This window comes from Marinactinospora thermotolerans DSM 45154, from assembly GCF_900167435.1.
Classification (GTDB): Bacteria; Actinomycetota; Actinomycetes; order Streptosporangiales; family Streptosporangiaceae; genus Marinactinospora; species Marinactinospora thermotolerans.
The window spans coordinates 1-18,612 of record NZ_FUWS01000017.1 but is presented as its reverse complement, the minus strand read 5'-3'; the positions used below and the strand labels follow the sequence as shown (position 1 = coordinate 18,612).

Genomic DNA, 18,612 nt, shown 5'->3' with positions numbered 1-18,612 from the left:
CCCTGCGGGGGCGTCCGGCGGGGCCGCGGGACAACGTGTCCACGGGCGCGCCGTTAGGGCGGGGATGCTTTCTCATGTTTCCTGGTACCCCTCATGCCGACATCGAGGATGTGTCGGACACGTGTGAAGTCATCGTCGTCGGCCGATGTGGCTCTCGACTGTGGCTCGGGCGGCCAGGTCCGGTCTGACTCCGGCGGGAAGGCCCAGTAGACGGCTTGTGTGTTACAAGCGTTCGCCCGTTGATTCCTAGGACACTCGAAACAAGCATCCGTCCCCGGACATTACCACAATGGGGATCAATGGATCCGTGAATTCGACGACTCCGCTTCTAACCCCGATCGGACCTCCTCATCGGGGGCCGAGGCGGGTGGACACTCGCGTCGCAGGACCCACGTGCACGCGGCCAGGGTGAGGGGGACCGCGACGGTCAACGCCAGCGCCGGGATCGCGATCCCCGAGTCGTTGACCGCGAACCCGGCCAACGCGGTCACCAGGGAACCGGTCAGCCCGGCCCGCAGCGTCGGGGCGTACTCGTAGACACGCTGGAGCGCCCCCATCCGCCAGTCCGTCGGCTTGTTCAACACCGCGAACAGGAACAGCAGCGCGCACGCCGACAACAGGGTCATCTGCCAGTTGCCCAGCGTCCCCAGCATGGCGCCGAGCTTGCGCGACACCACCGTCCACGCCTCGCCCTCGACCACCTGCGCCGCGAACAGGCCGAAGTGGCTGCGCTGGTTGGCCGGGCGCAGGTAGTCCAGGTAGGACAGCGCGGCGATCACCACGACCGCCATGCTGCTGACGGTGAGCAGCCGCAGCGCCGTGACCCGGCGGCCCGCGATCATCAGGACGGTCACCGCCAGGCCGGGGACCAGCGCGATCACACCGCCGAAGTCGGTTCCCAGCCCCGGCCAGCCGATGACGAACAGCGTCGCGAGGCCCACCGTGATCGCCACCGCCACCGCCCACGTGCGGTGTCCGCGGGCCAGCAGGATGTGCGCGATCCCGGCGACGGTCATCAGCATGCCCGTGGCGAAGGTCGCGAAGGCGATGTTGCCCAGGCCGTAGAAGCGTCCGGCCACGATCGGGGTGTAGCCGGTCGGCGAGTTCATCTGGAGGTTCGCGCCGGTGCACATGTCGACGAAGAGCACCACCGTGGTGATCGCCGCCACGATCGTGGTCGGCGCGAGGATGTCGCGCCGCCACGGCCCGGCCATCGCCACCGACACGACCAACACGTCGGCCAGCAGCACACAGGCCGGCAACGCCAGTTCGGGGACCGCCGCCGACCACCAGGGGATCAGGTTGGCGAGGTAGCTCGACACCGGGAACGCCGCGCCGCCCAGCGCGACCACCCGCGTCACCGACAGCGCCAGGGCGCGTTTCTTGCGGTCGCGGCCACCGTAGCGCTTGAGGGACAGGGCCGCCGCAGCGTAGATGAGCAGCTGGAGCGCCACCAGGCCGCTGAAGAAGCCCGCCATCAACGACTCGACGACCTTGGCGGCGGTGTTGAACTCCACCAGCGACTCCACCGCCGCCTCGAAGTCCCCCGGGCTGGCGGTCTCGTCCCAGGCGCGTCCGACCATCCGCGACGGCGCCTCCAACCCCAGCGCGTGCAACAGCGTGGTGGTCAGGTCGGTGAGGGTCACCAGGCCCGCGCGGCGGGTGGACTCCGACGTCAGGTAACCGCGGTCGTAGTCCTCCCCGTTCGGGCCGATCCCGTGCAACAGCGCCGCGTTCAGGTTGGAGGCCCCCGCCTCGACGGACACGCCCGCCACGGCGAGGGTGGAACCGGGGGGCAGGTCCGCCAGGACCGTCCCCAGCTGCTCGTCGACCGAGGCGAGCCGTTCCAGCCGGTCGGCGTCTTGGACGGGGTCGGGTTCGGGTTCCTCGGCGTCGCTGGCGGCGGCGTCCTCGGCGTCGACCTCGGCGTCGGGGTTGACCGGCAGGTCGAGGTAGAGGTCGGCCAGGTCGTCGAGCTCGATGACGACGAGGGCGGGGCCCTCCCAGTCCTGGGCCCGCAGGGATCCGACACCGTTGAAATAGCGGTCGACCCGTCCCTCGCTGTCCGCGACGGCCAGGGCGGCTCCGGGACCCACGGCCATCGTGGTCCCGCCGGCCGCGTGCACGGTGTCGCCGAGGAGGCCGACCCGCGCGGCGAACTTGGAGTCGGCGTTGTAGGCGATGTGCTCGGTGTAGTCGGGGATGAACGCGCCCTCGCCCTCGCGTTCGGGGACGCGGGGCAGCTCGCAGATGGAGTAGGTCTGGCGTTCGCTGGAGGCGCGTTGACCGGCCGAGACGCTCAGCCAGCCGTCCACGGGGCACGTGCGCGAGGTCGCCGTGCGGATCGACATGTTGCCGATGGCGCTGTCCTGGGCGAGCCGCCACAGGTGCGGCATGGTGTCGGCGTCGATCTCCTCCCACATCAGCCCGGGCACGCCGACGAGCACGACCGGGCCGACCGGGGGGTCGGCCACGGGGTCTCTGGCCAGGGCGGGGGCGGCGATCGACGACAGCGCGGTCAGCAGCGCCGCCAGGACGACCGAGAGCCGAGACCACCTCTTCCGATGCGTCACCGAGCGAACCCCCTCCGCGTTCCCGGCAGTCCCCGTCCCACACTAACCGCCGGGACGAGGTGACCGGGGGATGAGCCCTAGACGCGCAATCCGTCGAAGGCGACCGACGCGAGCGCCTCGGCGAGCGCGGTCGCGTCCAGGCCGCGTTCCGGCCGGTACCACTCGACGATCGAGTTCACCATGCCGAACAGCAGCCGGCCCGCCAGGGCCGGGTCGATGTCGGGGCGGATGTCGCCCTCGGCGACCCCCTGGCGCATCAGGGCGCCGACGAAGTGGTCGAACTCGCGCCGCCGCTCCAGCGCCCGCCGCTCCACCCCGGTGTTGCCCCGCACCCGCAACAGGAGGGTGACGTGGGGCAGCTCCTCGACGAGGACCCGGACGCTGCCGCGCAGGACGTGGTCCAGCCGGCTGATCGCCGGGCCGTCGGTCGCGCCGGGTTCGCGGGTCACCGCGAACAGGGCGTCCAGCGCCCGGTCCAGCGACTGGCGCAGCAGCTCCTCCTTGCCGGCGACGTGGTGGTAGATCGCCGACTTCGTCACGCCCAGCGCGCGGGCGAGGTCCTCCATGCTGGTGCCGTCGTAGCCGCGTTCGTTGAACACCCGGACGGCCACGCGCAGCACGGATTCGGCGTCGTGGCCGGGGCGGCCGGAGCGTCGGCGGAGGGGACCTGAGGCGGGAGAGACGGACACAGCTCCCCATGTTCTCAAACACGGTGCCCTGGCGTGGCCGGCCGAGCCGGGCACCGGGGCGGGTCAACGGTGGCGGTGGTCCACGACGCGGCGGAGCTTGCCCACCGAGCGTTCCAGCGTCTGCGGGGCGACGACCTCGACGTCCGCGGTCACCCCCAGGTGCTCCTTGATCGCGTGCCGCAGCGCGGGGCCGGCCGCGTCCGCGTCGCCCGCGTCCGGGCGGTGCTCCACCCGCACGGTCAGCTCGTCCATCCGGTCCGGCCGGGTCAGCACGAGCTGGAAGTGCGGGGCGAGCGCGGGCACGCGCAGCACCAGTTCCTCGATCTGGCTGGGGAAGAGGTTGACCCCGCGCACGATCAGCATGTCGTCGCTGCGCCCGGCCACCCGGCCCATGCGCCGCATCGACGGCCGGGCCGTGCCCGGGAGCAGGCGCGAGAGGTCGCGGGTCCGGTAGCGGACGATCGGCAGCGCCTCCTTGGTGAGGGAGGTGAACACGAGTTCGCCGGTCTGCCCGTCGGGGAGCGGGGTGTCGCCCAGCGGGTCGACGATCTCGGGCAGGAAGTGGTCCTCCCACACGTGGGGACCGTCCTTGGTCTCCACGCACTCGCCGGCCACCCCGGGGCCCAGGACCTCTGAGAGCCCGTAGATGTCCACCGCGTCCAGGGCGAACGTCTCCTCGATCTCGGCGCGCATGTCCTCGGTCCACGGCTCCGCGCCGAGGATCGCGGTGCGCAACGACGTCGTGCGGGGGTCGATCCCCTGCCGGCGGAACTCGTCGGCGATCGTCAGCAGGTAGGAGGGGGTGACCATGATCGTCTCGGGGCGCAGGTCCTGGATGAGTTGCACCTGGCGGGCGGTCTGACCGCCCGACATCGGGATGACGGTGCAGCCCAGCCGTTCGGCGCCGTAGTGCGCCCCCAGGCCGCCGGTGAACAGGCCGTAACCGTAGGCGACGTGGACCTTCTCGCCGGGCCGCCCGCCGGCCGCGCGGATGCAGCGCGCGACGAGTTCCGCCCACGTCTCCAGGTCGCCCCGGGTGTAGCCGACGACGGTGGCCTGCCCGGTGGTGCCGCTGGAGGCGTGGACGCGCGCCACCTGGTCCATGGGGACGGCGAAGGCGTCGAAAGGATAGGCGTCGCGCAGGTCCTGTTTGGTGGTGAAGGGGAAGCGGGCGATGTCGTCGAGCTCACGGCAGTCCTCGGGGACCACCCCGGCGGCCTCGCACTTGCGCCGGTAGAAGGGCTGGGCGTCGTAGGCCCGGCGCAGTGTTCGACGCAGAAGCCGGAGCTGGTGCTCGCGTAGGACCTCCGGCGGCGCGGTCTCCAGCGGGTCGGCGCCGCCGGCCGCGGGGGCGGGGCGGGGAAGCGGGGGGACGACGGCGCGCGGGGTGGCCTGCTCGGTCATCGACCTTCCACCCTCCGGGGGAGTTCTCGGCTGCGGCCCCGGAACTCGGCGACGACGGCGCCGTCGTCGCGCGCGACCGTGACGTCGTAGACGCCGTTGCGGCCGTAGCGGGTGCGTTCGGTGGCCGTGGCGACGAGGAGGTCGCCACCGTGGACGGGGGCGGCGAAGACGATGTCGGCGCCGGCCGCGACCGTTGTCGTCCCGTGGCTGTTGCAGGCGGCGGCGAAGGCGGTGTCGGCGAGGAGGAAGACGTATCCGCCGTGGCAGGTGCCGTGCCCGTTGAGCATGCCCGCGCCGACCCGCATCGTGGCGCGGGCCCGGCCGGGGGCGACGTCGTGGACGTCGATGCCCAGCCCGGTGGAGGCGGCGTCGCGGGCCAGCATCGCCGCGACCGCCGTCTCGGCCGCTCGTCGTGGGTCCGTCGTCCTCGTGTCCACTGCCACGCGCACCCGCCTCCCGTGTCCGCCGTCCCTTGCGTACTTAACGAACGGTCGGTTAGTAATACACCTAAGGGAAACATCCCCGGCAGGTGATCTGTCAAGGGGCGGCACCGTCCGCCGAGGCACCGGAGATTGCAGGAGACGGATCGTGGGCAACGTCATCACCACACCGGCCGAGTTCTTCGAGCGGCACGGCGGCACCCTGGAGCAGGCCGTCGCCGCGATCCGCGGCCGGCACTTCTGGACGCCCTACCCCGAGTCGCCCAGCCCGAAGGTCTACGGCGCGGAAGCGGCCGAACAGGGGCGGGCCGCGTTCGAGGCCCACCTCGACCGCGACTTCCCCCTCGACGGGCCGGGCCGGGACGAGCGCGTCGTCACCGAACGCTCCCCCTACGGCGTCGAACTGGGCGTCGGCTACCCGCACGCCGGCGCCGACGCGCTGATCTCGGCCGCCTCGAAGGCGCTGCCCTCCTGGCGCGACGCCGGCGTCCGGGCGCGCACCGGCGTGTGCCTGGAGATCCTGCACCGGCTCAACGCGCGCTCGTTCGAAATGGCCCACGCCGTCCAGCACACCACCGGACAGGCGTTCGTCATGGCCTTCCAGGCGGGCGGCCCCCAGGCGCAGGACCGCGGCCTGGAGGCCGTCGCCTACGCCTACGACATGATCACCCACTACGCCGAGACGGTGCGCTGGGAGAAACCCCAGCGCAAGGGGGGGCCGCTGGTGATGGACAAGCGGTTCGCCGTGGCGCCGCGGGGGCTCGCGCTCGTCATCGGCTGCGCGACCTTCCCGACCTGGAACTCCTACCCCGGCCTGTTCGCCAGCCTCGTCACCGGCAACCCGGTCATCGTCAAACCCCACCCGCGCGCCGTGCTGCCGCTGGCGATCACCGTCGCGGTGGCCCGCGAGGTGCTGGCCGAGGCCGGACTCGACCCCGACACCGTGCTGCTGGCGGCCGAACGGCCCGAGGAACGGCTCGCGGCCGACCTCGCCACCCGCCCGGAGGTGCGGGTCATCGACTTCACCGGTTCGACCGCCTTCGGGAACTGGCTGGAGGCCAACGCCACCCAGGCGTTCGTCAACACCGAGAAGGCCGGCGTCAACCCCGTCGTGATCGACTCCACCGACGCCTACGCCGGCATGCTGGGCAATCTCGCCTTCTCCCTGTCGCTGTACAGCGGGCAGATGTGCACGACCCCGCAGAACCTGTTCGTTCCGAGCGGGGGGATCGCCACCGACGAGGGGGTCAAGTCGCCCGCCGCGTTCGCCGCCGACCTCGCCGCCGCGGTCGAACGCCTGCTCGCCGATCCCGCGCGCGCCGTCGGGATCCTCGGGGCCATCGCCAGCGACGAGATCCTGGCGCGGCTGGAGAACGCCGGGTCCCTCGGCGAGACGGTTCTGGCGCCGCGCCCCGTCGCCCACCCCGACTTCGAGAAGGCGACGGTCCGGACGCCGGCGATCGTGCGCGTGGACGCCGGACGCGACGACGTGTTCGGCCGCGAGCACTTCGGCCCGGTCTCCTTCGTCGTCGCCACCGACGACACCGACCACGCGCTGCGCCTGGTCCGCTCGACCGTGGGCGAGAGCGGCGCGCTCACCGCGTCGGTCCACTCCACCGACGAGCGCGTCCTCGACGCGGCGCGGCGGACGGCGCTGGAGGCCGGGGTGAACCTCTCGGAGAACCTCACCGGGCAGGTCTTCGTCAACCAGTCCGCGGCGTTCAGCGACTACCACGGGACCGGCGCCAACCCGGCGGCCACGGCCTCGCTCACCGACCCGGCGTTCGTCGCCGGCCGCTTCTCCTTCGTGCAGTCGCGCCGGCCCGTCTGAATCCGACCCCGCGCGGGCGGGCTCCCCGGAGCCCGCCCGCGCGCCGGTGAGAAGGGGCGGGTCAGTCGCGGGGCAGCCGGAGGGTCGGGTCGGCGGGGCCGCGGTGGCGCCCGCTGCGCTGCTGCGGGATCGGCGTCCCCGCGGGCTGCGTGGTGTAACCGGTGCCGGGCAGCGTCCCGTCCCCGCGCCTGGGGCGCTGCCGCGCGCCTCCGGCCGGTCCGACACCGTCGGGCGCGTGGGACCCCGGCCGCCGTGTCCGGGCGCCGGCGCCCACGCTGCCCAGCAGGGACGCGATCGCCAGGCCGGCGACGAGGTTGATGGTGGCGGTGGTGACCTGGGTGGCCAGCGGGGCCTCCTGGGCGAAGGGGCCGACGGCCGCTATCACCACGGCCAGTCCGATGATCCAGCCGAAGAACGCCAGTGGACGCGGCGCGCTGACCAGCAACAGGTGCAGGAGCGCGGTGGCCAGCAGGGCCGACAGGGCGGCCAGCGCGGCGTACACGCCGGTTCCGGCGTCGCCGAAGTACCCCGCCTCCTCCGGCGCGAGGACGGGAACGCCCAGGACGCCCCGTGCCACGAGTGCGCCGACCAGGACCACCAGGCCGGCCACCACCGCGGTCGCCAACCCGCCCGACCACAACCGGGCGGCGTTGAGCCGCCGTCTACTGTCGCCGTAGCCGTTTCCGCTCATGCCGTTACCCCCCGATACGGCGCCGAACACGGTCACACGCCCCAATACCCCCTGTTTACAGCTCGTAACATAGGGTGATATCGCTTTGAGGTCAGACGTGCGGACCGGCCAGACCGCCCGAGGCGGCGATGTCGGCGGCCAGGGCCGGCATGTCGGCCACCGTCAACTCCGAGACGGTGACCCGGATCCCCGGCTCGCTCTCGGTCCGGAACCGGCTTCCCGGCGAGGTCGCCCAGCCCCGCGCCAGCAGTTGGGCGACCGCGATCGCCTCGTCGGCGACCCGGACCCACACGTTGACACCGGACCGGCCGTGGGCCGCCATCCCGTAACGGGCGAGTTCCGCGATCAGCGCGTCACGGCGATCGGTGTAGGAGCGCGCGGCCCGGCCGGCGTCCACCACCCCCGAACGCCACAGCTCCACGAACGTCTCCTGGAGGACGTGGCTCACCCAGCCCGGTCCCAGGCGCTGGCCCGCCCGCACCCGGTCGACGGTCACCGGATCACCGGCGAGCATCGCCAGCCGGAGGTCGGGGCCGTACCCCTTGGCCACCGAGCGCACCACCGCCCAGCGGTCGGTGGCCCCGGCGACACACCAAAACGGCGTGTCGACGAACCCGAAACCGTGATCGTCCTCGACCGTCAGCACGTGAGGGTGCCCGCGCAGCAGCTCCCGCAGCTCCGCGGCGCGTTCGCGGCCCAGCGCCGCTCCGGTGGGGTTCTGGGCGCGGCAGGTCAGCACGGCGGCGCGGGCGCCGGCCCGCAGCGCCGCGGCCAGCGCGTCGGGGAGCGGTCCCTCGTCGTCCACGCGCACGGGCAGCCGGCGCAGGCCGAGGGAGGCCACCAGGTCGAGCTCGCTGTGCCAGCCGGGATCCTCCACCGCCACCGCGTCGCCGGGACGCAGCCCCGAACGCAGGAGCCGGTCGATTCCGTCGAGCGCTCCGGAGGTCACGGTCGTCTCGGCGCTGTCCACGCCGTCACCGCCCAGGCAGGCGCGAGCCACCTCGGTCATCTCCGGCAGGACGGGGGGAGCGTCATAGAGCCGGTGGCGTCCGCGCCGCCGGGCGGCGACGGCGGCGAGCGCGTCACCGAGGTCGGGCAGCAGCCGGGGGTCGGGGTTGCCGCTGGCGGCGTCGCGCACACCAGGGGGCAGCACCCCGGTCACGGGCTCGCGCGGCGCTTCGGGCGGCTGGGCCCGCACCCGGGTTCCGCGCCGGCCGGCGGTCTCGACCAGGCCGCGGTCGCGCAACAGCCGGTAGGCCGAGGCGACCGTGTTGGGGTTGACGCCGAGCTCCCTGGCCAGATCCCGGATCGGGGGCAGGACGGCGTCGACGGTCAGTTCCCCGGTGGCGATCGCCCGTTCCACACTGTCCGCGATCTCATGCGATCCACGCCCGGTGATGACCATGGTCCGCATTATCCCCGAGCCGCGCCGCCGGCCGTGTCACGGCCACCGCGCCGGCCGGCCCTCCTCGACGGTGTCCCGCCGGGGCGATCGACGCGTGAGCGAGGACCCGTGCGGACCGGCGGACGTCTCCGCGGCCGGCCTCGGGTCCGGCGGTGGGCGGGGGAGGGCGACAATGTTCGACGGTTCCTCCGCGAGGGCGGGGGCCCGCACGGAAGGGGCACGAGATGGACATCGGACTCGCCGGACGCACCGCGCTCGTACCGGGGGCGAGCAGCGGCCTGGGGCTGGCCATCGCCCGGGCGCTCGCCGCCGAGGGGGCGAACGTCGTCATGGCGGCGCGCCGCGGCGACCTGCTGCGCCGCCACGCCGCCGAGCTGCCCTCGGCGCTGGCCGTCGAGATCGACATCACCGCCCCGGACGCGGCGCGGCGGCTGGTCGGGGCCGCCGTCGAGAGGTTCGGTCAGGTGGACGTCTGCGTGCTCAACGGCGGTGGCCCGGCCCCGGGCACCGCGCTGGAGGCGACCGACGCCGACCTCCTCCGCGCCGTCGAGACCCAGCTGCTCACCCACCAGCGCCTGGCCGCGGCGGTGCTTCCGGGGATGCGCGAACGGGGCTGGGGGCGTCTGGTCGCCGTCGGGTCGGCGTTCGTCCAGGAACCCGCGCCGAACATGGTCGGCTCCAACACCGGGCGCGCGGCGCTGGCCGCCTACCTCAAGACGCTGGCCGCCGAGGTCGCCGCGGACGGCGTCACCGTGAACATGGTGCTGCCCGGCCGGATCGACACCGACCGGGTGGCGCACCTGGACCGGGAGGCGGCGCGCCGGAGCGGACGCACCCCCGAGCAGGTGCGCGCGGACTCCGTCGCCCGCATCCCCGTCGGCCGCCTGGGAACGCCCGAGGAGTTCGCCGCGGTGGTCACGTTCCTGGCCGGGGCCCCGGCCTCCTACGTGACCGGGAGCCAGATCCGCTGCGACGGGGGACTCCTGCGCGCGCTGTGACACCCCGAGCGCGCCGGTCGCCCTCGCCTGGGGCCGGCCGGGCCCCGATCGGTGCCTCGGCACCGGGGCCGACGGTCCGGTACGGCCGACGTCGAGGCGGGCCTATCCCGCGACCTGGCGCGCTCGCCGCGCGGGCACGCCTTCACCGAGAGGTCCGAAGGCCGGGGTCGGCGGGACGGCTGTGAGGGCGTGGTTCTGGTCATCGCTGTGCCGGGGAGCCGGTGCCGGGGGTCCATGCGCTCCCTGGCGTGCCGCTGGGAGGGGCGAGCGTTCCGGGGCTGTTGCGGGGCCGCTCGGCTGCCGGGCTGCTCGGTCTTCGGTGTGGCCGGGCGGGCGTATCCGGTGCCATGACCTCCGAATCCGGCGCCGACCTGGTTCCCCGCCTCGCCGGGGGCCGTGCCGACGGCATGGGAGAGTCGCGGCCGGCGCGCGCTCGGTCGCGCTGAGCAGCGCGACGCTCTGTGGGGGCCTCGCGTCGCCCACCCCGCCGGCGTCGGGGACGGGTTCGGCGGGGTCCACCATGACCCACGGCTTCAGCGCCGGCGACACCCCCGGGCGCGGTCGACCCCATGGCCGGGCCGGCCGGTGTTCGAGGCGTCCGGGTCCTGGCGCATCGCCGAGCGGACGTGCCGAGCCGCACGCCGCGCCGGCTCGTGGTGCCGGCTCCCGGGGCGCGCCAGGTCGCCCACGGCGAGCGGCGGTCGTCCGAGGAGCGCCCCGGACATCGCCGGCGCTCATGGCGCGCCCGCGTCCGCGGGACCATGCCGAGGCGGGCGTGGCGAGGACCGGGGAGGGGGACCGTCCGGTCCGTGGAGGCCGCCCGAACGGGTCAGGCGCTGCTGGACGCGCCGATCCCGGCGGTCTCCCCGGCCCCCTCCGCGGCGTCCTTACCCTCCTGCGGACGTTCCTGCCGGCCGCGCCGCCGGATGGCGCCACGGCGGTCGGAGGCGACGATGAGCGGGGTGCCGGTCTCGGGGTCGGGGATGACCCGGCAGGGCAGCCCGAACACGTCCTCGACCAGTTCGGCGGTGATGATGTCGGCGGGCGCGCCCTCGGCGACGACGCGGCCGTCCTTCATCGTGATGATGTGCGTGGCGTAACGGCACGCCTGGTTGAGGTCGTGCAACACCGCCACCAGCGTGTACTGGCGTTCGTGGTGCAGCTCGGCGCACAGGTCGAGCACGTCCATCTGGTGCGCGATGTCGAGGTAGGTCGTCGGCTCGTCGAGCAGTAGCAGCGGCGTCTGCTGGGCGAGCACCATCGCCAGCCACACGCGCTGGCGCTGTCCGCCGGACAGCTCGTCCACCATGCGGGTGGCGAGGTCGGTGATCCCGGTGGACTCCATCGCCTCGGTGATGATCTGCTCGTCGGCGCGCGACCACTGCTTGAGGAACTTCTGGTGCGGGTAGCGCCCGCGGGCCACCAGGTCGGCGACGGTGATGCCGTCCGGCGCGATGGAGGACTGGGGCAGCAGCCCCAGCCGCCGGGCCACCTCCTTGGAGGGGTAGGAGCTGATGACCTGTCCATCGAGGTGCACGGCCCCCGCGGTGGGCTTGAGCATCCGCGACAGCGCGCGCAGCAGCGTCGACTTTCCGCAGGCGTTGGGGCCCACGATCACGGTGAAGGAGTTGTCCGGGATGGTGATCCCGAGTTCACGGGAGATGACGCGCTGGTCGTAGGCCAGCGTCAGGTTCTCCCCCCACAACCGGGCCGGTTCGGACATGTTCTCTCCTTGTCGCGTTTTCCTGCGGGACGTCACGGTGGAACCCTAGGCGCGGCCGGTGCGCCATTCCCGATACAGCAACCACACCAGGTAGCCGCCGCCGATCACCGAGGTGATCACGCCGACCGGAAGCTGGGTGGGGGCGAGCAGCCGCTGGGCCACCAGGTCCGAGGTGACCAGCAGGAAGGCGCCCATGATGGCCGCGCCGCCCAGGACCGTGCCGTCGGCCCGGGCCAGCCGCCGGACGAGCTGGGGAGCGGCCAGCGCGATGAAGCCGATCGGGCCGGCGACCGAGATCGCCACGCCGGTCAGCGCGCTCGCCGCGACCAGCGCGGCGACCTGGGTGGCCTGGGTGGGCACGCCGAGCGCGTGCGCGGTGTCCTCGCCCATCTCCATCAGGCGCATCCGGGGCCCGAGGGCGAGGAGGACCGGGAGCAGCACGGCGACCCCGATCGCGACCGCGACGACCTGGTCCCAGTCGCGGGCGTTGAGACTGCCGACCAGCCACACCTGGGCGTTGGTCGCGTCGGTCAGGTCGGCGCGGGTGATGAGGTAGTCGCGCACCGACACCAGCATGGCGCTGACGCCGATGCCGACGAGGATGAGCCGGTATCCCTGCACGCCCTTCTTCATGGCCAGCAGGTAGACCAGGGCCGCGGTGGCGACACCGCCGACGATCGCGCCGAGCGACGTCTGGGCCATGGTGCCGTTGAAGACGAGGATCGTCAGCACCGCGCCGGTCGCCGCGCCGCTGGTGAAGCCGATGATGTCGGGGCTGCCCAGGGGGTTGCGGGACAGGCTCTGGAACACCGCGCCGGCCGCGCCCAGGGCCATGCCGACCAGCAGGGCGGTCAGCGCCCGCGGCAGCCGGACCCCCTGGACGAAGAACACGTCCAGGCGTTCGCCCTGGCCGGTGAGCGCGAGCAGCGCGTCGGGCAGCGGGATCTCGTAGTCGCCGACCATGAGGCTGATCGCGAAGACGACCGCCGCCGCCAGGACCAGGCCGAGGTAGACCGTGACCGTGCGGGTCCGCATCCGGAAGGACACGCGGTCGCCGAACAGGCGGACGATCCGTACGGGGGCCTGCTCGTCCTTGGGAGGCTCCGTCCCGCCGGAGGGCGGCGCGGAGCCGGTGAGCGACGCGGTCATAGCTGGGCCATCCTCTTGCGCCGGACCAATGCGATGAAGACGGGGGCGCCCACGAAGGCGGTGATGATCCCGACCTCCAGCTCCCCGTTGGGCAGTACCACCCGCCCCAGAGTGTCGGCGCCGACCAGCAGGATCGCGCCCAGCACCGCCGAGTAGGGGAGTACCCAGCGCTGGTCGGGGCCGACGATCGCGCGGGCGATGTGCGGCACGGTCAGTCCGACGAAGCCGATCGGGCCGGCCGCCGCGGTGGCGCTGCCGCACAGCAGCACGATCGCCACCGCGGTGATCGCCCTGATCTGGTTGATGCGGGCGCCGAGCGCCGCGGCGAGGTCGTCGCCGAGCGCGATCGCGTTCAGGGCGGGGCCCAGGAACAGCGCGATGACGATGCCGATGGCGATGAACGGCAGGACCTGGACGAACAGCCCCATGTCCCGCCCGACGAGCGAACCGACCTGCCAGAACCGGATCTGGTCGAAGACGTAGTCGTCGAGCACGATGATGCCGTGGATGACCCCCTGGAGCACGGCGCCGATGGCGGTGCCGGCCAGCGCGAGCCGGATCGGGGTGGCCCCGCCCCGGCCGCGTGAGCCGAGGAAGTACACCGCGATGGCGGTCAGCCCGGCGCCGGCGAACGCGGACCACACGTAACCGGTCAGCGAGGTGATGCCGAAGACGAAGATCGCGGTCACCACCGCCGCCGACGCCCCGGCGTTGACCCCGAGGAGACCGGGGTCGGCCAGGGGGTTGCGGGTGAGCGCCTGCATGAGCGCGCCGGCCAGGCCGAGCGCGGCGCCGATGAACAGCCCCAGGATCGTCCGCGGCAGCCGGAGCTCGAACACGACGGTCTGGTCGTAGGAGGCGTTGTCGAAGTCCCACAGGGCCGCCCACACGGTGGAGACCGGGATCGACTTGGCGCCCACCGCGATGCTGAGCAGGATGCACAGCCCGAGCGCCCCGAGCGCCGCGAGCAGGCCCACGGTGCGCAGCAGGTGGACCCGGCCCTGGGCGGAGGTGCGCTGTTCGAGGGCGGTCTCGGCGGCGACGCGGTCGTCACCGTCCCCGGTCCCGATGGCGATGGCCGTGGGCCGTTCCAAGGTCATCGCGCGCCGCCCGGACATGGGGGGAGGGCGCGCCGAAACCAATGGGACACCAGGGTCCTCCCGTGTCGACGTCGCTCGAACTTAGTAAAGGCTAACCTATCCTTCAATCGGGAGGAAGTGGGGCATAAGGCTTATGAGACGCAGGTCATGAGGCGTCCGGGGCCTCCCCAGCCACCAGCCGCGGCGGGTCGAACACCCGCACCGGCGGCAACTCCCCCTCGAAACGGCCGACCTCCACCCGTGAGAGCTGCCCGGTGCAGCCGTGACTCAGCGCCGACGTCCCCACGTCATCGGTCAAGACGTTGGGGTTGCCGTGCACGCACGACGCCGCCCACGGCGCCGACGGGTCGAACCACGCCCCCGTCGACAGCTGCACGACCCCGCGCCGGATGCCCGGCTCGATCACCACCCCGGCCAGGCAGCTCCCCCGATCGTTGAACACCCGCACCACGTCCCCCGCGGACAGGCCGCGGGCGGCGGCGTCCTGCGGGTGCACGCGCAGCGGCGCCCGGCCGGCGATCTTCTCCGACCGGCTGTGCGCGCCCATGTCCTGCTGGCTGTGCAACCGACCCTTCGGCTGGTTGGCGACCAGCACCAGGGGCCACTTTCGCGCGGGGTCGCGGTCCGCCCCCTCCCACGGGTCCAACCAGACCGGATGCCCCGGGCAGTCGGCGTAGCCGAAGCCGGCGATCGTCTCGGAGAACAGCTCGATCCGCCCGCTGGGCGTGTGCAGCGGGTTGCCCCGCGGGTCCGCGCGGAAGGCGCCGAACAGGGCGGTCGCCTCGTGCCGGGCGGGCATGTCGATGCCGCCCTGCTCCCAGAAGCGGGCGAACGGCGCGACCGGTTCGGCCAGGCCGGCCCGCCACTCCTCGTAGATGTGCTCCAGCCACTCCGCGGTGGAGCGCCCCTCGGTGAACGCCTTCTCCACGCCCAGCCGCCGGGCCAGGTCGGTGAAGATCGCGTACTCGTCGCGCGCCTCGCCGTGCGCCGGCACCACCCGCCGCATCACGCGCAACCGCAGGTCGCCCCGGCTCGCGGCGATGTCGTCACGTTCCAGCGTCGTGGTGGAGGGCAGCACGATGTCGGCGTGGCGCGCGGTGGACGTCCAGTGGGTCTCGTGCACGACCACCGTCTCGGGACGGCCGAAGGCACGGCTCAACCGCCGGAGGTCCTGGTGGTGGTGGAACGGGTTGCCCCCCGACCAGTAGACCAGCCTGATGTCGGGGTAGGTCAGCCGCCGGCCGTTGAAGTCGAACGGCTCCCCGGGACGCAGCAGCGTGTCGGAGACGCGGGCCACCGGGACGACGGAGTCGACGGGGTTGGACCCCTGGGGCAGTTTCGGCAGACCGTGGGGGGTGGCCCCGCCGCCGTAGTTGCCCATCGAACCGTACCCGCTGGCGAACCCGCCGCCGGGCAGGCCGATCTGCCCCAGGCAGGCGGCGAGCGCGAGGCCCGCCCACAGCGGCTGCTCGCCGTAGCGCGCGCGCTGCACCGACCAGCCGACGTTGACCAGGGTGCGCCCGGACGCCATCCGCCGGGCCAGATCCCGCAGGGTCGCGGCGTCCACCCCGCTGATGCCGGCCGCCCATTCGGGGGTCTTCGCCACACCGTCGGAGGCCCCCGTGACGTAGTCGCGCAGCACGTCGGCGCCGACCGTGTAACGGTCGAGGAAGGACTCGTCGGCGAGCCCCTCGTCGAACAGCACGTGGATCAGCGCGAGCAGGATGGCCGTGTCGGTGCCGGGCGCCGCGGCCAGCCACTCGGCGTCGAGCTCGTCGAGCGTGTCGTCGCGCAACGGGCTGAACGAGACGAACCGGGTACCGCGCCCGGCGGCTTTCCGCATGTCGGGCTCTGCGGTGTGCGCGGCACGGCCGCCCGAGGCGATCCAGGTGTTGGACACGCGCAGGCCACCGAAGGTGACCAGCAGGTCGGTGTGCCCGGCGATGGCCTCCCACGTGGGGGGACGGTACAGCAGGTCGTAGGCGCCCGGAAGGCCGACGATGTGCGGGAACAGCACCTCGACGGCCGCGTGGCTGTAGGTGTTGGCCGTGCGGGTGTAGCCGCCGATCGTGTTGAGGAAGCGGTGCAGCTGGCTCTGGGAGTGGTGGAACCGCCCGGCGCTGGCCCACCCGTAGGAGCCGCCGTAGATCGCGGCGTTGCCGTGCTCGCGGCGGACCCGCTCCAGCTCACCGGCCAGCAGGTCCAGCGCGGTCGCCCAGTCGACCTCGACGTACTCGTCGTCGGGGTGACCGCGCCGGTCGTCGGGGCCGGGGCCGTTGTCCAGCCAGCGCCGTCGCACCGCCGGACGGGCGATCCGGGTGGCGTGGTGCTGGGCGGCGGGCGCGTTGGCGTACAGCGGGGAGGGCGCGGGGTCGGCGGGGTCGGGGCGCGCGCCGACGACGGTGCCGCCACGGACCAGGACCTCATAGGTCCCCCAGTGCGAACTGGTCGAGTGGGCGGTGACGTCTTCGGAGACGGTCATGGTCGTGTCCTTTCCCGGGCCGGTGGGCTGCCCTCGCGTCAGCTTATGCGCGGGTCGGGGGAGGTGGGTCGGGCGCCGAAGGGCCGGCTTTGCCAGACTGACCCCACACCACGGTCGAGGAGGAGAGGTGGGCATGGGTTCGGTCGAGACACGGCCGCGCAGGTCGGTGCTCGCGGTTCCGGGGTCCAACCCGAGGTTCATCGAGAAGGCGCGGGAGCTGCCGACCGACGCCTTCTTCCTGGACCTGGAGGACGCGGTCGCCCCGCTGGAGAAGGAGAACGCGCGCCGCGCCGTCGTGGCCGCGCTCAACGAGGGGGGATGGGGAAGCCGGGTCCGCACCGTCCGGGTCAACGACCTGACCACCCAGTGGACCTACCGCGACGTCATCGACGTGGTGGAGGGCGCCGGAGCCATGCTGGACTGCCTGGTCCTGCCGAAGGTGAGCGACGCCTCGCACGTCCGCTGGCTGGACACGCTGCTGACCCAGATCGAACGCGCCAACGGGCTGGAGGTCGGCCGGATCGGCATCGAGGCCCAGATCGAGGACGCCCGCGGCCTGGTCACCGTGGACGAGATCGCCGCCGCCTCGCCCCGGTTGGAGACCCTGGTCTATGGCCCGGCCGACTTCATGGCCTCGATCAACATGAAGACGCTCGTGGTCGGCGAGCAACCGCCGGGCTACGACGTCGGTGACGCCTACCACTACGTCCTGATGCGCATCCTCATGGCGGCCCGCGCCAACGACCTCCAGGCGATCGACGGCCCCCACCTCCAGATCCGCGACGTGGAGGCGTTCCGCCGCTCCGCGCGGCGCAGCGCGGCGCTCGGGTTCGACGGCAAGTGGGTCCTGCACCCCGGCCAGGTCGCCGCCGCGAACGAGGTCTACGCGCCCGACCAGGACGACTACGACCACGCCGAGTTGATCCTGGACGCCTACGCCCACGCGACCCAGGTCCGCCGCAGGGGGGCGGTCATGCTCGGAGCGGAGATGCTCGACGAGGCGTCACGCAAGATGGCCCTGGTCATCGCGGCCAAGGGGCGGGCCGCGGGGCTGCGCAGGACCAAGGAGTTCGTGCCCGAGGAGGAGTGAGGCGGTTCCGGGCCGAGCGGACCGGCCCGGAACCCGCGCTCAGTGGTGGTGCTTCCTGACGTGCTTCCGCCCGCACCGGGCCGGGGCCATCCCGTCCATCATCAGGCTCAGCCCGATGCCGAACAGCCAGCTGTCCTTGGCCAGGGCCAGCCCCTCGGGCGTGGGACGGATGCCGTCGCTCATGCGCGCTTCGGGGTTGCTGAAGTACAGCCCCAGCAGGCCGCCCGCGAAGCCGGTCAGGGCGGTGCCGACCAGGGCGCTGGGGAAGACCGGCAGCAGCAGCGCCGCCCCCAGCGCGATCTCGCCGTTGCTGAGCAGCTGCGTGAACCGCTTGGGCTCCATGTCCTTGAGGAACGGCCACGCCCGTGACGCCTCACCGTGCAGGTAGGAGGCCGTGTCCTCGTCGGCGTTGCGCTTACTGAGGCCGGAGTTGAGGATGAACGCGCCGGTGATCAGGCGCATCGGCATGTGATGGGGTCGGGTCAACGCTCCCATGGAGTCCTCCAGGCGTGGTCGGTTCGCCGCCGCCCCGGAAACGTCGCGACGGCCGCACGTGTTCGGGGCGCCGCTACCCCGCCACCGCCGGACCTCCCGGACCGGACCCAGGTTTTACCGCCCGGCAACGGGAGCACGCCGGCCTCGTCTCCTCGGCTGCCGGCGGACCCCGGCGGCGTGGCGGCCGCCGGGTGTGTCAGGCGGTCAGGTAGGGGCGGTAGGGCGGGCCGTCGTGGATGAAGGTCTGGGGGCGTTTGGTGGCGGCGTGGGCGTCCCACCATTGTGGGGAGCCGAAGGCGTAGGGGGTGTGGGAGGCGGTGGCGTAGGGGCGCACGCGCTCGGTGCCCGGCCGTGGGGGCGTGGGTTCGGGTGTGGCCGGGGGTGGTGTTTCGGGGCGTGCGGGCGCGGTGGTGGCGGTCAACGCCGCCGTGATGGCCTCGGCGGTGCGGGGGTGGGCGAGGGCCAGCAGCATGACCGCGAACGCGGCCATGACGCGGCTGATAAGGTCGCGCATAGCTCTCTTCCTGGGCTTGCAGGTTGGG

Annotated in this window: 15 protein-coding genes; 3 read left to right on the top strand and 12 right to left on the bottom strand. The window is 73.1% G+C overall.

The window, feature by feature from the left end:
* Nucleotides 1–296 precede the first annotated feature (296 nt).
* From B5D66_RS23020 to paaI, 4 genes are all read right to left on the bottom strand, one after another.
* A complete protein-coding gene (locus tag B5D66_RS23020) occupies nucleotides 297–2,573 on the bottom strand; it encodes a hypothetical protein (RefSeq protein WP_078763909.1) in 2,277 nt (758 codons plus the stop codon).
* 77 nt (nucleotides 2,574–2,650) lie between these two features.
* Complete coding sequence (locus B5D66_RS23015; protein WP_078763908.1) at nucleotides 2,651–3,262, bottom strand: TetR/AcrR family transcriptional regulator; 612 nt, start codon at nucleotides 3,260–3,262, stop codon at nucleotides 2,651–2,653.
* 63 nt (nucleotides 3,263–3,325) lie between these two features.
* Nucleotides 3,326–4,666 (bottom strand): phenylacetate--CoA ligase PaaK, encoded by a 1,341-nt coding sequence (paaK, locus tag B5D66_RS23010; RefSeq protein WP_078763907.1) that lies wholly within the window; start codon nucleotides 4,664–4,666, stop codon nucleotides 3,326–3,328.
* On the bottom strand, nucleotides 4,663–5,049 hold the full coding sequence (gene paaI / locus B5D66_RS23005; RefSeq protein ID WP_078763906.1) for a hydroxyphenylacetyl-CoA thioesterase PaaI: 387 nt from the start codon (nucleotides 5,047–5,049) through the stop codon (nucleotides 4,663–4,665). Before paaI ends, paaK begins: the two co-directional genes overlap by 4 nt.
* A gap of 205 nt (nucleotides 5,050–5,254) precedes the next feature.
* Here paaI and paaN point away from each other — a divergent pair, with 205 nt between their 5' ends.
* The gene (gene paaN / locus B5D66_RS23000) at nucleotides 5,255–6,937 is read left to right on the top strand and encodes a phenylacetic acid degradation protein PaaN (protein WP_235001181.1); all 1,683 of its coding nucleotides are present in this window, start codon (nucleotides 5,255–5,257) and stop codon (nucleotides 6,935–6,937) included.
* Nucleotides 6,938–6,998: 61 nt separating this feature from the next.
* Here the strand turns inward: paaN and B5D66_RS22995 are convergent, their stop codons facing one another.
* Together B5D66_RS22995 and B5D66_RS22990 are read right to left on the bottom strand one after the other, a co-directional pair.
* Nucleotides 6,999–7,628, bottom strand: coding sequence for a DUF6069 family protein (locus tag B5D66_RS22995; protein ID WP_078763904.1), 630 nt, complete (start codon nucleotides 7,626–7,628; stop codon nucleotides 6,999–7,001).
* A 91-nt stretch (nucleotides 7,629–7,719) separates the two neighbouring features.
* A complete protein-coding gene (locus tag B5D66_RS22990; RefSeq protein ID WP_078763965.1) occupies nucleotides 7,720–9,033 on the bottom strand; it encodes an aminotransferase class I/II-fold pyridoxal phosphate-dependent enzyme in 1,314 nt (437 codons plus the stop codon).
* 224 nt (nucleotides 9,034–9,257) lie between these two features.
* Here B5D66_RS22990 and B5D66_RS22985 point away from each other — a divergent pair, with 224 nt between their 5' ends.
* The gene (locus tag B5D66_RS22985; protein WP_078763903.1) at nucleotides 9,258–10,031 is read left to right on the top strand and encodes an SDR family oxidoreductase; all 774 of its coding nucleotides are present in this window, start codon (nucleotides 9,258–9,260) and stop codon (nucleotides 10,029–10,031) included.
* Between the two features lie 829 nt (nucleotides 10,032–10,860).
* On the opposite strand, the gene B5D66_RS22980 is transcribed toward B5D66_RS22985, so the two are convergent.
* The 4 genes from B5D66_RS22980 to B5D66_RS22965 all read right to left on the bottom strand — a co-directional run bounded on the left by B5D66_RS22980 (nucleotide 10,861) and on the right by B5D66_RS22965 (nucleotide 16,485).
* A complete protein-coding gene (locus B5D66_RS22980) occupies nucleotides 10,861–11,754 on the bottom strand; it encodes an ABC transporter ATP-binding protein (RefSeq protein ID WP_078763902.1) in 894 nt (297 codons plus the stop codon).
* 45 nt (nucleotides 11,755–11,799) lie between these two features.
* On the bottom strand, nucleotides 11,800–12,903 hold the full coding sequence (locus B5D66_RS22975) for a FecCD family ABC transporter permease (RefSeq protein ID WP_078763901.1): 1,104 nt from the start codon (nucleotides 12,901–12,903) through the stop codon (nucleotides 11,800–11,802).
* A complete protein-coding gene (locus B5D66_RS22970; RefSeq protein WP_078763964.1) occupies nucleotides 12,900–14,003 on the bottom strand; it encodes a FecCD family ABC transporter permease in 1,104 nt (367 codons plus the stop codon). The genes B5D66_RS22975 and B5D66_RS22970 overlap by 4 nt, the downstream gene beginning before the upstream one ends.
* 145 nt (nucleotides 14,004–14,148) lie before the next feature.
* The gene (locus B5D66_RS22965) at nucleotides 14,149–16,485 is read right to left on the bottom strand and encodes a molybdopterin-dependent oxidoreductase (RefSeq protein ID WP_078763900.1); all 2,337 of its coding nucleotides are present in this window, start codon (nucleotides 16,483–16,485) and stop codon (nucleotides 14,149–14,151) included.
* Between the two features lie 133 nt (nucleotides 16,486–16,618).
* Here B5D66_RS22965 and B5D66_RS22960 point away from each other — a divergent pair, with 133 nt between their 5' ends.
* A complete protein-coding gene (locus B5D66_RS22960) occupies nucleotides 16,619–17,575 on the top strand; it encodes an HpcH/HpaI aldolase/citrate lyase family protein (protein WP_078763899.1) in 957 nt (318 codons plus the stop codon).
* Between the two features lie 39 nt (nucleotides 17,576–17,614).
* Here B5D66_RS22960 and B5D66_RS22955 read toward each other — a convergent pair whose 3' ends face one another.
* Nucleotides 17,615–18,037: a hypothetical protein gene (locus B5D66_RS22955; protein WP_394330084.1), complete on the bottom strand. Its 423-nt coding sequence runs from the start codon at nucleotides 18,035–18,037 to the stop codon at nucleotides 17,615–17,617.
* 229 nt (nucleotides 18,038–18,266) lie between these two features.
* Complete coding sequence (locus B5D66_RS22950; protein ID WP_144390282.1) at nucleotides 18,267–18,584, bottom strand: hypothetical protein; 318 nt, start codon at nucleotides 18,582–18,584, stop codon at nucleotides 18,267–18,269.
* Nucleotides 18,585–18,612 lie beyond the last annotated feature (28 nt).

What these genes read in the sequence shown, in the direction of transcription:
- B5D66_RS22990 (WP_078763965.1), bottom strand. Translation starts at nt 9,033, where the DNA reads ATGGTCATCACCGGGCGTGGATCGCATGAGATCGCGGACAGTGTGGAA.
- B5D66_RS22965 (WP_078763900.1), bottom strand. Translation starts at nt 16,485, where the DNA reads ATGACCGTCTCCGAAGACGTCACCGCCCACTCGACCAGTTCGCACTGG.
- B5D66_RS22975 (WP_078763901.1), bottom strand. Translation starts at nt 12,903, where the DNA reads ATGACCGCGTCGCTCACCGGCTCCGCGCCGCCCTCCGGCGGGACGGAG.
- B5D66_RS22995 (WP_078763904.1), bottom strand. Translation starts at nt 7,628, where the DNA reads ATGAGCGGAAACGGCTACGGCGACAGTAGACGGCGGCTCAACGCCGCC.
- B5D66_RS22985 (WP_078763903.1), top strand. Translation starts at nt 9,258, where the DNA reads ATGGACATCGGACTCGCCGGACGCACCGCGCTCGTACCGGGGGCGAGC.
- paaK (WP_078763907.1), bottom strand. Translation starts at nt 4,666, where the DNA reads ATGACCGAGCAGGCCACCCCGCGCGCCGTCGTCCCCCCGCTTCCCCGC.
- B5D66_RS22955 (WP_394330084.1), bottom strand. Translation starts at nt 18,037, where the DNA reads ATGCGCCTGATCACCGGCGCGTTCATCCTCAACTCCGGCCTCAGTAAG.
- B5D66_RS22970 (WP_078763964.1), bottom strand. Translation starts at nt 14,003, where the DNA reads ATGACCTTGGAACGGCCCACGGCCATCGCCATCGGGACCGGGGACGGT.
- B5D66_RS22950 (WP_144390282.1), bottom strand. Translation starts at nt 18,584, where the DNA reads ATGCGCGACCTTATCAGCCGCGTCATGGCCGCGTTCGCGGTCATGCTG.
- B5D66_RS22980 (WP_078763902.1), bottom strand. Translation starts at nt 11,754, where the DNA reads ATGTCCGAACCGGCCCGGTTGTGGGGGGAGAACCTGACGCTGGCCTAC.
- paaI (WP_078763906.1), bottom strand. Translation starts at nt 5,049, where the DNA reads ATGCTGGCCCGCGACGCCGCCTCCACCGGGCTGGGCATCGACGTCCAC.
- B5D66_RS22960 (WP_078763899.1), top strand. Translation starts at nt 16,619, where the DNA reads ATGGGTTCGGTCGAGACACGGCCGCGCAGGTCGGTGCTCGCGGTTCCG.